Genomic DNA, 13,166 nt, shown 5'->3' with positions numbered 1-13,166 from the left:
GTCAGAAATGAGGCCATCACCAACCTGCAAAGGGGTGGGATGATCGATTTTGATGATATTAGACAAAAGAAACTTCTTAAGGGAGATAATCCTAACACGGGAGTTTTCACGGCACTGATCTATGATCCAAACAACAATGCAGCATCTTATAATGTTGGAATTTCAGTTGGAGGGAATAGAGTTCAGTTAGGTGATAATTATACTACATTTCCAACTACCCTTGAGATTCAGGCTTCTGATATCAGGGCTGCAACGGGTAATGATTTGGAATTTGGTGAAGCGTACACTATTACTGGCGAAGTGACAACGGATGACGGAACTGTATTTGGCCCCACTTCTGTAAGCACCACTACGAACGGAGCTGGTGAAACTACAGTGACTGGTGGAAATACGGACAATGAGCTTTTAGCTACAGGTTCGCCACAAGCATTGAGTTTTCCTGTAACAGTGGTGTGTGGTACAGTAACTGAACCAAGCGCCCTTGCGGGTACTTGGGAAGCTGACGAAACCAGACACTCGAGCCGTGTAGGAGAGACACTTAATAATAACGATTACCAAATTGTTGCAGGTCCTGGTGCTAATCAGTTTACAATTGTCAACTTTTACAATCAAGGAAATGACTTTGTTGTAACTCAAGACCCTGAATCTGGTGATCTAAGTGCTGAAGCACAGCTATCATATGTTGATGACACTGGTCGTTCAGCTTATGACGGAGCCCCTGTCAGTTCTCAAATTGAGGCTGTATTAGGGCCACAAGCTGCAAGGAACTATGGTTGTGCTGACTTAATCGTTCTTTATCTATATCACACTAGAGCTGATACAGGAGGCGGTGCGCTATCAAGTATCAGATCTGAAATAAGATTGACTAAACAATAGTCTTATTTTAATTAACTTGAGGGCTCCTTAATTATTAGGGAGCCCTTTTTTTACCTCTAAATTCCAAGTCCATGAAAAGATTTAAACTCTTATTTTTGACCACGACTTTCAGCCTATTATTTGTTGCATGTAGCAGTACCTCAGGTACCTCTAATAAGCAAAGGGCAGTAAAGGATTATTCACAATACAATAATTTGGTAGAAGTACTTCAAAGCGTTCAAGGCCTTAGGGTTATGGGTAATGGTAGCAGTGCTAAAGTATTTATGAGTGGGTACAATACTACCAATGCCACCAACAGAGAACCTCTTTTTGTTGTAGATGGAATTCCCGTGGGTAGTTCATTAGTGAACCTTAATGGAATGCTAACTCCGGTGATGGTCAAAAGTATCAAAACAGTAAGAGGTATGCAGGCCACTTCAAGATATGGTGATGCAGGACTATACGGTGTGGTTCAAATCACAACTATTAATGCTAAATAAGCTATTTCTCCATATTCAAGATAAACAAAAAAGCCTCTCTGATTTCTCAAAGAGGCTTTTCAAATATTGTTAAAGGTATTTTACCCTTCTATCACTGATTCAGCAAGTACGATTACGTTGTTATTCAAAACCTCAACAACACCACCGTCAATAATCAAATTCTCAACTTTTCCAGAGGCAGTAATGCTTACTCGCCCTTTTCCCAAAGCACTGATCATTGGAGCGTGATTCGATAATACTTGAAATTCACCCTCTGCGCCTGTGAAAGTAGCAGAGCTCACTTCTCCTTCAAATACTTTTTTATCTGGTGTTACGATTTCGAGCAACATAGTCATTACGATTTAGAAGCTTCAGCCATCAATTTCTCACCTTTCTCTCTTGCTTCTTCAATAGTTCCTACAAGGTTGAAAGCTGCTTCTGGAAGGTCGTCATGCTTACCATCCATGATTTCGTTGAAACCTTTAATGGTGTCTTTAATGTCTACCAAAACTCCTTTTAGACCAGTAAACTGCTCTGCCACGTGGAATGGCTGAGAAAGGAATCTTTGTACACGTCTTGCACGGGTTACAATCAATTTATCTTCATCAGACAATTCGTCCATACCAAGGATGGCGATAATGTCTTGAAGTTCTTTATAACGCTGAAGTGTTTCTTTTACACGTTGTGCACAATCGTAGTGCTCATCGCCAAGAATATCAGCTGTCAAAATTCTTGAAGTAGAATCCAAAGGATCTACCGCTGGGTAAATACCTAGCTCAGCAATTTTTCTTGAAAGTACTGTTGTAGCATCTAAGTGAGCAAATGTTGTTGCCGGAGCAGGGTCAGTTAAATCATCCGCAGGTACGTAAACGGCCTGTACTGAAGTAATTGAACCATTTTTGGTAGATGTAATTCTTTCTTGCATGGCACCCATTTCGGTAGCCAATGTTGGTTGGTAACCTACCGCAGATGGCATACGACCTAAAAGGGCCGATACCTCAGAACCCGCTTGGGTAAATCGGAAGATGTTATCAATAAAGAATAAAATGTCTTTTCCTTGTCCGTCACCGTCACCATCACGGAAATACTCAGCAATAGTAAGGCCTGAAAGGGCTACTCTTGCTCTTGCGCCTGGAGGCTCGTTCATTTGACCGAACACGAAGGTTGCTTTAGACTCAGCCAATTTGGCTTGGTCTACTTTTGAAAGGTCCCAACCACCTTGCTCCATAGAGTGTAAGAAATCGTCACCATAGGTTACAATTCCTGACTCAATCATTTCGCGAAGCAAGTCATTTCCTTCTCTAGTTCTTTCACCAACACCAGCAAATACAGAAAGTCCACCGTGACCTTTTGCAATGTTGTTGATGAGCTCTTGGATCAATACCGTTTTTCCAACACCAGCGCCACCGAACAAACCAATCTTACCACCTTTTGCATAAGGCTCAATAAGGTCGATTACTTTAATTCCTGTGAACAATACTTCGGTTGAAGTAGATAGATCTTCGAATTTAGGAGCAGACCTGTGAATAGGTAATCTTCTGTCTCCTTTTGGTTGAGGAATACCATCAATGGCCTCGCCAACTACATTGAACAAACGACCTTTGATGTCGTCTCCAATTGGCATAGCGATTGGTTTGCCAGTATCTATAACATCAGTACCTCTTGTTAGACCTTCAGAAGAATCCATCGCGATGGTTCTCACACGGTTTTCACCTAAATGTTGCTGACACTCCAGAACAATTTTCTGACCGTTTTCTTTGGTTACTTCTAATGCGTCAAGGATGTTTGGTAACTTAGACCCCTCCACATCAAAACTAACATCTACTACTGGCCCAATTACCTGGGTGATCTTTCCAATATTTGCCATTCTTAATTTTTTTTATCTAGATAGGAAAAATGCGGTTTACTTTTCTTGGCGCAAAGGTATGCCTAATCCCGATTAAACCAAAGGCTTATAAAGAAAATAGAGGTCAAAATGTTGGCGCATACCCTACTTAAAACTAGATAGCCGCATTTACTCAATAAATGAAACAAATTGGCCGTCAATTTTTGAGTACGATTCTAAATACCGTTCCTACATCTATATGAGAAGCTTTCACAAATATTTTCCCCATATGATAGTTCTCTATAATTCGCTTTACCAAAGTTAAACCCAGTCCCCAACCGCGCTTTTTGGTCGTAAAGCCAGGCTTAAACACTTCTTTGATTTTACCTTTTGCGATGCCTTTACCATCATCAGATATGTCTATAAACACCATTCCTTTCGATTCTTGACCAACAGTAATGGTTATTTTACCAATACCACTCATGGCATCTATTCCATTTTTCACAATATTTTCTATTACCCATTCAAAAAGTGGGCGGTTCATTTTGGCGGTGAGATTAGGCGCTTCGACATCTATTACAAATGACACCTTAGACGAGACCCTTGGTTTCAAATAAGCCACTATTTCCTCAATTACCTCAGGTACTTCCTCATTTTTAAGTGCCGGATTAGACCCAATATTGGAAAAGCGAGAAGTAATCATTTCTAAGCGTTGCACATCCTTATTCAACTCCGCAATGATGTCCTGCCTATTTTCCATTTGCGGAAGCTCCCTTAAGTACTCCACCCAGGCCATTAATGACGAAAGGGGAGTGCCTAATTGATGTGCTGTTTCCTTGGCCAAGCCTACCCAAACACGGTTTTGCTCGGCTTTTCTGGAGTAGCTAAAGGCTAAATAGGCAATTGAAGCGAATATGGCAATTACCGAAAGTTGTATATAAGGGTAGGCGCTCAACTGACGTAATAGCCTTGAGTTTCTGAAATAAACGTATTGAATACTAACAATTTTACTGCCCGGTCGATCTCTGAATAATATTGGCTGCGGATCATTTTCTGTCTTCATTTGAGCCAGTGCCTTCTTCAAAAAGTCTTCCGCTTGAACAGTATTTAGGGAGCTGTCGATTTCAATATTTCTTGTGGTAAGAATCTCGTTGGTGGCCGAGTCTAGTATAATAACGGGCAGTGAGTTATCTGGGCGAATAATGTTGTCAGTAATAAAGTTGAGTGAAGCGCCATCTGCTGTGGTAGTAAACTCAACCGCCTTGGCCCAAAGCTTAATATTCTCTCTTTCCCTTTCCTTTAAAATATCAACCAGCTGGGTAGTGTAAATTATTGACCCCACCCCAATGATGGCCGCTACCACCAATACAATATATTTTATTGTGGATTGATTGGTGTAAAAGTCAATATTTAAAGAACCCTTAAACGGATTTTGCATATGGGAAGTAACGAAAATTAGATGAGTCGATGTATATTCAGAACCCCATTCTTATGGAAAATTTGTTACTAGGCTGTTCTCAACTCCCCATCCAAATCATTCAAGAAGCTATCGATTACGCCTTGTCGTACATGATCCATCACTACGATCTTCCACCACTTTACATTCGACCCATGTGAATCGGGTACGAGCATGTATTTTTTAGCCAAAGCACTGATTAATTATAATAACACAGTATTAAAATGTAAGACTTATGTTATTCTAACAAAGATAATTTTTAATAAAAAATATTACTAAAAAGTAAAAATACCTATTTATGGGTATTTTTAGATAACAAATATAAATATTAACTTGTATTTATGTAATAACTACAAAATTCATGGGGGAAGCTGAATACCCAAAAAAGAGTAAGCATTAATTTAAATTTCATCACATGAAAAAGTTAAAAAACATAGCATCTCTTGCAGTGTTGATGCTATTTCTGAACCCAATTCAAAGTAACGCCAATATCAAAGAATGTAGTTGGTGGAGTAATTTATGGGGTAATTGTGAGGACAAAGCTCCTAAAGATTATGCATGCTACGGAACTATCACTATAGAAGTGGAAGTCCAAGACCAATCAGGCAATGCCTCAATCAGATACCAAGAAGTTTCTGTTATGTCAGGAAACAGGATTGATTGTGTAGTTGGCAATACAGTCTGTAGAGAAGAATCGAAGTGTTAACAAAATGAGAGTGAGATTTTTTCTCACTCTCAAAACTTAATCAACCACTTAACCAGATGAATAAATTCGTTTCAACCATTTTGGCTACTATTGTTGTTCTCGTTAGCAGTTGCGAAAAAAAGGGGAGTGAGTATAAAGTTCAAGATCAAAAAGTCCCAATTTTTCAAAATGCCGAACACCAAGTAGCTCTTGATTTCAAGGAATTTGATACAGATGATTCTAAATCATTGACCATTCAAATTGATTTAGATGATTACTTTAGGAAGGGGGTTAATATTTCAGCTTTCTCTAAAAACTTAAGCTATACAATTTTAGAGGCCTCAGACAACTCACTAATTGGAGAGATTGATAATCTTTTTTTCAATAATGACGATTTAGTCATTGCTGATTCAAAGATAGCAAAGTCAGTATTTAAGTTTAAAAGCGATGGAACCTTTTTATCAAAAATTGGACGTTATGGTCAAGGGCCGGGAGAATACTTAAGCCCTACCAATGTATCCGTTGACAATGAAGAAATCTATATTCATTCTGAATTTCAAGGAAGAATTTTTGTTTATGCTCAAGATGGATCCTTTAAAAAGGACTATCGAATCCCTTTTTTATTTGATGATTTCCACCATCAGGGAGACGATTTTTTATTCAACACATTCAATAGGATAAATGGTCATATTCCTACTATTGCCAACTACATGATAGTGGCGACCTCCGATCAGTCTCTTCAGATCAAAAATACCGGATTCTATTTTGACCCTGAATTATATATGAAACTTCGGACAGGATATGATAACAGATTGGTAAGGAGTGGGGATGACTTTTTCTTTATTCAGCCCTTTACTTCTGATATACATCAGATCGATTTAGAGGCTTCCAAGATTACTGAATTAATCCATTTGGATTTAGGTGATAAGTGGCTAAAGAAGGAGGCTTTAACAGAGATACTTAAACGAAATCCTATCAACATTCGAAGCCAAATAATGGAGAAAGGTATGGCTGTAATAGAAGAACTATTAGTTGGTGACAAATATTTCATGATAAAAATACTCTACAAAAACAGACTTCTTAAGTTTTTCATCTCAAGAACGACAGGAGAGGTGACTGGAGGAGCTGTTTTGATTGATGACATAGATCAATTAACCACGATTGAACCTAGTTTTTTAATTGGGAGTAAGATTATATCTCTTATTGAGCCATCAAAATTATTGAGCATAGCAGAGAAGATCAAGGAAGAGAAGCCTCATGACTATGCTGAGCTGTTAAAGAAAATTCCACAAATTAAATCCCTTCAGTCCTCAGACAACATAATTATTAGAACACATGAAATTAATTAATTCAAGTAATAAATTATTGTCTGTTAGTTTATTGATAATAGTGGCATTAACTATCTTCTATGCTTATAGAATGAGCAGAATAAATAAGTTAATTGCACTTCAAGATGAGGTTATTGAGCTGGATTATATGAAGGAGACTCAGCTCCAAACCAAATTAGCCAGTCTAGAAAAAATTATTCAAGAAGGCCTTTACGCAAGAGGAAATAGGGTCAATGATTTTGAGTTAATTCATCTTAATAATGGGCAACTAAAGGACAACTACCTTTCAGAGTTAGTAAATAATAAAAGCCTACTTTTCTTTTTTTCTAGAAACACTTGTAACTCATGTATCGAAGAAGAAATGGCTAACTTATTTCAAATTAAAGAGAACATGAATCCACTGGACATTATAGTGGTAACGGATTATTCCAATGAGCGCGAGTTTCGCGTATTTACATCAAACTATGATTTGAATATCAACTTTGTCAATCTGTTTAATAAAGATGACGCTTACTCATTCTTTGGAAGCTCCCCTACAGTAATTGTTGTAGATAATGAGCTAATGATGCTTGATTACTTTAAACCACTAAGTGGGGATATTTTCACAAAAGAATATTACAGAACACTTGTGGAGAAACATTTTAAAAAACCATAGTCTACCCTAGTTTACCCCAGCTCAACATCCAAATCATTCAAGAAGCTATCGATTACGCCTTGTCGTACGTGATCCATCACTACGATCTTCCACCACTTTACATTCGACCCATGTGAATCGGGTACGAGCATGTATTTTTTAGCCAAAGCAGGAGATACATACTTGCCTCGAATGGTGACAATATTCATTTTCGGGTTGCGGAAATATTCCACCCCACGCTCTTCAAGGTTTCCGCAAAGGCGATCGGTTTTTGAAAGCAACTGCTTGATTTTGGCTTTCCAGCCTTCGGCACCATAAGTCCGCATAATCATCCAGACAGCTATGGCGTTAGCGCCAGAACGGCTGCCCACTAAAGTGTAATCTTTCCCCTTTACATAATTGGCTTCTTCTGTAAGTGCATACTCCATAAAACCTTTACGGGTTAAATAAATACCCGTACCATAAGGCGACTGAAGCATTTTGTGACCATCGAGGGTAAAGGAATTGATCTTCGGGTTTTGGAAAGTATAGTCAAGGTTATCAGTGGCGAAGGGATAAATATAGCCACCAAAAGCACCATCAATATGCACCATATAGTTAGCCCCCAAATCATCTAGCCAACCTGTAATTTCATTGATATCGTCCACCGAACCAAACATAGTGGTGGACATGTTCATCACAACGATGAAGTGTTTCACCCCATCTTTCTTTGCGTTTTCAACACATGCCTCCACACTCGATTTAATTACCCTCCGCGTAGCATTATCTACTTTAGTTACATAAGAATTCAAACTCAACAGATTACAAGCTTTCGGCATTGAATAATGCGCATCTTCAGAAAAAATAACGCCAATCTCGTTAGCCTTCACTTTGGATTCCACTTCAAAATAACGTTTCAGAATCCAGATGGCTTGAATATTTGCCTCGGTTCCTCCAGAGGCTACATAACCGTCAAACTCTTCATTTCCACCTTCAAAAATTTGCTGAGCACAAAGATCGATCAGTTCCTTCTCAATTTTATGAGTTCCTTCAAAAGCAGCTTCAGATTCGTTTAAAGTATGGCAGCCAATATGGTTAGGGTTTGCAATTAAAGCAGAAAGGAAAGGGGCATCTTTTAAAAAAGGAGCGTCATTGTAAAATACTTCAGTGTCTAAATAAGAAGCCGGCAAACCTAAAACTGGCTTTTCTCGGTAATCTAGGTTCTGCTCTAAAGCACCAAATACGATTTCCTTAATTTTTTGATGTGAGTAACTTTCCCAATGCATAAATCTAATTTCTACTTTGACTGCAAAGTTCTGCCTTTTTGAACAAGCACAAACATTGTGACCAAGAAAAATAGAATGATTATACCATTCACCATTCCTGCCCACTTTCTTAGAAGCGGCATGGTCAATAAATCAGCGATAATTCTAGCAGCTATCGAAACCTGAAAAACCCCAAGCCATAACCAAAGTATCCTATGAAAGTGCTGCCCAGATTTGTGCAGAAATGCTGGAAAGATGATTGACCCATGGGCGAAGATCATAGATATCGCAAAGCCCAAAAAGAAGCTATGCAAAAGCGCATCTAAAGCAAAGGCGCCTGAGGTAACAAAAATCATAAACACCGCAGACACCAAAAGCCAGACATAGCCTAAAGTTAGACTTAGGCCTGTGTACAAATAGTGACCTTTCTTTTTAAGCAGTGTACGTACCAAATCGAACCTCAGTAACCACAGTGCAATGGCAATCATACCAGCAGATGTAACTGTTCGGCCAACCCCATGATAGGGCAGCATAAAGCCCACTAAGGTGATTAGCAAAAGTACATATAGTAACCTTTTGTGCTTATAAGAAAATGGTAATTCCAGTCTTTCACCCACAATGGTGAAAAGAATAAAGGCAATCCACCATGGGAATACGGTGGGGTAGAATTGAGTTTGATAAAGCAATACATTACCAGCAAGCCAACACATGGCGCCAATCAAAGGGAGTATAATATCATATCCTTTGGATGAATTTACCAACACCACATAGATGAGAACCAACCCAAAACTGGCACCAATTTGAAGTAAGTATCCAACTGATGCTTGATTTAGCAAAAAGGCAAAAACACTTAGTCCTGAAAACAATGGCACTATGTAGGCCCAAGATTTCTTAGCGGCTACTGCCTTTTCGAAACAAATAAGCGAACCTAAAAAACCACCGAGCATTAGTACGCCATGGAAACCAGCCAATCCGTAAACTGGGATATCCCAACCAATTCTCAACCAACCTGACAAGACACCAAACACAAGCCCGACAATTGGGAAAAATATAAAAATGAGTCTTTTGGTCATCTTAAAACACTTGTTTGGTCGAGTAATGGCAGAAAACTTATGCTTTCTCAAAGCCCGACTTTTTGTTTCAATTTATGCAATAAATGTAATTTAGTCACTTACGATTGTTGGTGATACACATCAGTGACAATAATGATATAGCTCATCATTATTATTCTCTTTCTCAAAGAGAAAAGCACATAAAAAAGCCCGACTACAACGTAGTCAGGCTTTCACTATTCTTTATATTTTCAGCTATACTTTCATAGTAAACCATTTGGCTATGGTCTTCCAGTTCACTTTTGCACCATACATTAATATCCCTACGCGATAGACTCTTCCTGCAACCCAAATGGTGCCAATAAAACCTAGCACTAAGAACGCCATTGAAAGTAGTAGTTGCCATGTCGGTACTCCAAATGGCAATCGGGCCATCATTACAATGGGCGATGTAAATGGAATCATAGACAGGGTTACCGCCATAGTACTATGTGGGTCTTGCAAAACGAATGTCAGTGAAATAATACCTACAATAATAGGTAGCATGATAGGCAACATAAACTGCTGGGCATCTTGCATACTGTCTACGGCAGAACCAATGGCAGCGTAAAGCGCACCATAAAGGAAATAAGCACCTAAGAAGTAGAACAAGAAAGAAACAACAATCTGCACAACAGGTATAGTATCTAACATTCCCTGAATATTGGCCGCCATTTCTTGGTTTTGGGTCATATCAACACCGGCTGGCATTTGTCCAGACATTGCCTCCATACCCCCACCTAAGGTGGTAATCCCCACGGAGAAAAGTGTAAACATCAATACAATCCAAATGAGGAGTTGCGTAACGCCAACTGCCCCAACGCCTAGTACTTTCCCCATCATGAGTTGGAAAGGACGCACAGATGATACGATAACCTCCACAATTCTACTCGTTTTTTCATCGAGTACAGACTGCATAATTTGGCTACCGTAGATGAAAATAAACATGTAAATCAAGAAGCCGAAAACATAACCTACAGCAGAGCTTAGGTCTGTATTGCTCTCTTTGGCTTCTCCTGATTCAGATAGATTGAAAGAACTTAAACTAACACTTACTTTAAGTGAATTAATCACGGTAGGGTCTAAGCCCGAACGGTCAAGTTTAACCTCTTCAAGTTTTCTTTTGATTTCGCCCTCAAAATCCTTCATGGCCTGATTACCAGGGTTGGTTTTCGAGTAGAAAGAGAAATCACTGTAACGGGTTTTAGAAGCATCATCAAGGTCAATCTCTGGGATATGAATCAGTCCATAGACGTCATCTTCTTGAAACTTCTCTTTGGCCTCATCTAAATTGCTCGACAGAAAGGTGTAGGTATAACCAGTATTACTGAAAGAATCTTCGAAATAACCACTTTCGTCAAGCACATACACCTCTTTTGACGAATCGCCATCATTTGTACCTAAATAAACAATCCCGAAAATAACAGCGGGAAAAATCAGGGGAATCAGAATGGTCGCCAATAAAAATGACTTCTTCTTTACCCTTGTAGTATATTCTCTTTTGAGTACTAAAAATATCTTGTTCATCTTTTGTTCCCTCCTTCCACAATTGAAATAAATATATCATTCACTGAAGGAATGACTTCCACAAACGAATGCACTTCGGTTTTAGCAATTAATTGACTGAGAAGGTGATTCGGGTTATGTCCATTTTTGGATTGAATAATCGCCTCATAAAAACCGTCTTCTAAATGCTTGGTGTCTAGTAATTCATATTCGGCACCTAAACCAGAGAAGTCTCCTTTGTACTCCACTTTGTATTTGTCTGATCGGAAAGAATTCTTGATTTCCTTTTTAGTGCCATCCAGAATCTTTTCCGACTTATTGATCATCGCAATGTGCTCGCAAAGCTGTTCTACGGATTCCATTCTGTGGGTAGAGAAGATAATGGTTGCCCCTTTATCTCTCAATTCAAGAATTTCATCTTTAATCAAGTTGGCGTTTACTGGATCGAAACCTGAGAACGGTTCATCCAAAATAAGTAACTGTGGTTCGTGGATTACGGTGGCAATGAACTGAATTTTCTGCGCCATCCCTTTTGAAAGGTCTTCTACTTTTTGACCCGCCCATTCGGTGAGGCTAAGTTTGTCGAGCCATTTTTTGATTTTGGTTTTCGCTTCTGATTTCGACATGCCTTTCAGCTGTGCCAAATACATAAGCTGCTCGCCTACTTTCATTTTTTTGTACAGGCCACGCTCTTCGGGCAAGTAACCAATAATTTCAACATGACGTGGATTCAGCTTTTCCCCATTAATGAGTACTTCGCCTTCATCTGCCATGATGATTTGGTTGATGATTCTGATCAGTGTGGTTTTCCCAGCTCCGTTTGGCCCTAATAGGCCAAAAATAGACTGTTTGGGAATGCTTATGCTCACATCGTTCAAAGCTCTATGCTCGGCATAGCTTTTCGAGATGTGATTGGCTTCGAGTATATTCAAGGTTTTGTGGTTTTGTGAATACTTTAAAGTTAATCGGTACTAAGCACCTTTAAAAGTAACACAAGATTAAAATTCAAATCCTAAATATAGTCAAGAACCTGCTGAGCGGATGATGTTGTCGATTTGTGGATTTTTGAGACTTCGACCTTTTAGTTTTTGGCAAAAACCACATTCCCCATAGAGAGGTCAATATTGAATGTCAAAAGGTTTGGAGAATCCTCCTTGTAAGAAGGGTTCACATATACGTTCTCGCCAATGGACACAAAGTTACTCGGCATTTTAAGCTTCCTGAAGGAAGTATCTTTAATGCGGATCATCATTGGTATTTCCTCGGCAGGAAGATTGATGGTAAGGCTACCAGCCCCAACGCGTGCCCAGATCTCGCTGGCCAGCTCTGGACTTTCGTCAAAATTCATGGTCAATGTTCCAAAGCCCACTTCGGCAAATACCGTTTTGGCCCTAGCCATATTAAGTCGATCAATTTCTACATCACCCAAATCTACGTTCACCATAAAGGTGTCCATTTCAATCAGGTTTTCCATTTTAGAATGGTAACCTACTTTAACATGAGCATTGCCTGAGGTGATTTTCATATTCTCCACCGCAATGTTCGACAAGTCAATGTATGCTTTCCCTACCCCGTAATTCAAATCGAGGTTATAGGGTTTGAAGTGGGACAAGTAAATGTTCCAGTAGTTTTTTGTGTCTGTGGACTTCCTTCCAAAAATCTTTGTGAGTTTGCTGGTGAAGCCTTCTTTTCCACTGTCGTTTAGGTTTAACCAAGCATTAAGTTCGTTTCCTTCCATTTGTTGACCAAATTCAGGAGTTACAAACTCTTCCTCACACAAACCCATTATACTAATAGGAGTGTCGCCATTTCTGGTGCGAATTTCACAAGTGCCCGAACTGGCCTTAAGATAGAAATTGATTCTTTCGCAGGAAATATCATCCTGCACTGCAAAATGGGTTTTTGTTTGTCCCCACATATCCACGTCTGCAATTCCAATACTTACAATTGCCAGCAATATTACCCTATACATGGACTTGAATACGAGTTGTGGAGAATAGGGTTGCAAAATAAAAAATTACTGATTTTCTGTACAAAAAATAAAGGAGTCAGCTTGCACCGAC

Annotated in this window: 14 protein-coding genes; 5 read left to right on the top strand and 9 right to left on the bottom strand. The window is 39.1% G+C overall.

The genetic code is table 11. The annotated features are described in order from the left end of the window. Together VOI17_RS17715 and VOI17_RS17710 are read left to right on the top strand one after the other, a co-directional pair. A partial coding sequence (locus tag VOI17_RS17715; RefSeq protein ID WP_323758560.1) for a hypothetical protein occupies nucleotides 1–876 on the top strand: 876 nt, incomplete at its 5' end. Between the two features lie 71 nt (nucleotides 877–947). Continuing rightward, on the top strand, nucleotides 948–1,355 hold the full coding sequence (locus VOI17_RS17710) for a TonB-dependent receptor plug domain-containing protein (protein ID WP_323758559.1): 408 nt from the start codon (nucleotides 948–950) through the stop codon (nucleotides 1,353–1,355). A gap of 80 nt (nucleotides 1,356–1,435) precedes the next feature. On the opposite strand, the gene atpC is transcribed toward VOI17_RS17710, so the two are convergent. From atpC to VOI17_RS17690, 4 genes are all read right to left on the bottom strand, one after another. Then, the gene (atpC, locus tag VOI17_RS17705) at nucleotides 1,436–1,684 is read right to left on the bottom strand and encodes an ATP synthase F1 subunit epsilon (RefSeq protein WP_053223906.1); all 249 of its coding nucleotides are present in this window, start codon (nucleotides 1,682–1,684) and stop codon (nucleotides 1,436–1,438) included. A gap of 5 nt (nucleotides 1,685–1,689) precedes the next feature. Then, nucleotides 1,690–3,201 carry a F0F1 ATP synthase subunit beta gene (atpD, locus tag VOI17_RS17700; RefSeq protein WP_068414063.1) on the bottom strand — a complete coding sequence of 504 codons (1,512 nt, stop codon included), beginning with the start codon at nucleotides 3,199–3,201 and terminating at the stop codon, nucleotides 1,690–1,692. 175 nt (nucleotides 3,202–3,376) lie between these two features. Then, entirely contained in the window at nucleotides 3,377–4,597 is a 1,221-nt protein-coding gene (locus VOI17_RS17695) for an ATP-binding protein (RefSeq protein ID WP_323758558.1), read from the bottom strand. A gap of 68 nt (nucleotides 4,598–4,665) precedes the next feature. Next, nucleotides 4,666–4,806, bottom strand: coding sequence for a hypothetical protein (locus tag VOI17_RS17690; protein WP_323758557.1), 141 nt, complete (start codon nucleotides 4,804–4,806; stop codon nucleotides 4,666–4,668). A 224-nt stretch (nucleotides 4,807–5,030) separates the two neighbouring features. Between VOI17_RS17690 and VOI17_RS17685 the strand changes: the two genes are divergently transcribed. From VOI17_RS17685 to VOI17_RS17675, 3 genes are all read left to right on the top strand, one after another. Further along, a complete protein-coding gene (locus tag VOI17_RS17685) occupies nucleotides 5,031–5,321 on the top strand; it encodes a hypothetical protein (protein WP_323758556.1) in 291 nt (96 codons plus the stop codon). A 56-nt stretch (nucleotides 5,322–5,377) separates the two neighbouring features. Further along, complete coding sequence (locus tag VOI17_RS17680) at nucleotides 5,378–6,649, top strand: 6-bladed beta-propeller (RefSeq protein ID WP_323758555.1); 1,272 nt, start codon at nucleotides 5,378–5,380, stop codon at nucleotides 6,647–6,649. A gap of 70 nt (nucleotides 6,650–6,719) precedes the next feature. After that, the gene (locus VOI17_RS17675) at nucleotides 6,720–7,283 is read left to right on the top strand and encodes a hypothetical protein (protein ID WP_323758554.1); all 564 of its coding nucleotides are present in this window, start codon (nucleotides 6,720–6,722) and stop codon (nucleotides 7,281–7,283) included. An 11-nt stretch (nucleotides 7,284–7,294) separates the two neighbouring features. On the opposite strand, the gene VOI17_RS17670 is transcribed toward VOI17_RS17675, so the two are convergent. The 5 genes from VOI17_RS17670 to VOI17_RS17650 all read right to left on the bottom strand — a co-directional run bounded on the left by VOI17_RS17670 (nucleotide 7,295) and on the right by VOI17_RS17650 (nucleotide 13,075). Then, complete coding sequence (locus VOI17_RS17670) at nucleotides 7,295–8,527, bottom strand: pyridoxal-dependent decarboxylase (protein ID WP_323758553.1); 1,233 nt, start codon at nucleotides 8,525–8,527, stop codon at nucleotides 7,295–7,297. An 11-nt stretch (nucleotides 8,528–8,538) separates the two neighbouring features. Next, the gene (locus VOI17_RS17665; RefSeq protein ID WP_323758552.1) at nucleotides 8,539–9,630 is read right to left on the bottom strand and encodes a hypothetical protein; all 1,092 of its coding nucleotides are present in this window, start codon (nucleotides 9,628–9,630) and stop codon (nucleotides 8,539–8,541) included. Between the two features lie 183 nt (nucleotides 9,631–9,813). Continuing rightward, on the bottom strand, nucleotides 9,814–11,124 hold the full coding sequence (locus VOI17_RS17660) for an ABC transporter permease (protein ID WP_323758551.1): 1,311 nt from the start codon (nucleotides 11,122–11,124) through the stop codon (nucleotides 9,814–9,816). Then, nucleotides 11,121–12,035: an ABC transporter ATP-binding protein gene (locus VOI17_RS17655; RefSeq protein ID WP_068414044.1), complete on the bottom strand. Its 915-nt coding sequence runs from the start codon at nucleotides 12,033–12,035 to the stop codon at nucleotides 11,121–11,123. The genes VOI17_RS17660 and VOI17_RS17655 overlap by 4 nt, the downstream gene beginning before the upstream one ends. A gap of 149 nt (nucleotides 12,036–12,184) precedes the next feature. Further along, the gene (locus tag VOI17_RS17650) at nucleotides 12,185–13,075 is read right to left on the bottom strand and encodes a hypothetical protein (RefSeq protein ID WP_323758550.1); all 891 of its coding nucleotides are present in this window, start codon (nucleotides 13,073–13,075) and stop codon (nucleotides 12,185–12,187) included. Nucleotides 13,076–13,166: the final 91 nt, after the last annotated feature.

Source organism: Roseivirga sp., from assembly GCF_034669765.1.
In the GTDB taxonomy this organism is placed as follows: domain Bacteria; phylum Bacteroidota; class Bacteroidia; order Cytophagales; family Cyclobacteriaceae; genus Roseivirga.
Note: the sequence above shows the minus strand (reverse complement) of the source record. Positions and strands in the feature narration are given on the sequence as shown.

Coding starts and splice junctions, on each gene's coding strand:
- VOI17_RS17710 (WP_323758559.1), top strand. CDS start 948: ATGAAAAGATTTAAACTCTTATTTTTGACCACGACTTTCAGCCTATTA.
- atpC (WP_053223906.1), bottom strand. CDS start 1,684: ATGTTGCTCGAAATCGTAACACCAGATAAAAAAGTATTTGAAGGAGAA.
- atpD (WP_068414063.1), bottom strand. CDS start 3,201: ATGGCAAATATTGGAAAGATCACCCAGGTAATTGGGCCAGTAGTAGAT.
- VOI17_RS17695 (WP_323758558.1), bottom strand. CDS start 4,597: ATGCAAAATCCGTTTAAGGGTTCTTTAAATATTGACTTTTACACCAAT.
- VOI17_RS17685 (WP_323758556.1), top strand. CDS start 5,031: ATGAAAAAGTTAAAAAACATAGCATCTCTTGCAGTGTTGATGCTATTT.
- VOI17_RS17680 (WP_323758555.1), top strand. CDS start 5,378: ATGAATAAATTCGTTTCAACCATTTTGGCTACTATTGTTGTTCTCGTT.
- VOI17_RS17675 (WP_323758554.1), top strand. CDS start 6,720: ATGAGCAGAATAAATAAGTTAATTGCACTTCAAGATGAGGTTATTGAG.
- VOI17_RS17670 (WP_323758553.1), bottom strand. CDS start 8,527: ATGCATTGGGAAAGTTACTCACATCAAAAAATTAAGGAAATCGTATTT.
- VOI17_RS17660 (WP_323758551.1), bottom strand. CDS start 11,124: ATGAACAAGATATTTTTAGTACTCAAAAGAGAATATACTACAAGGGTA.
- VOI17_RS17650 (WP_323758550.1), bottom strand. CDS start 13,075: ATGTATAGGGTAATATTGCTGGCAATTGTAAGTATTGGAATTGCAGAC.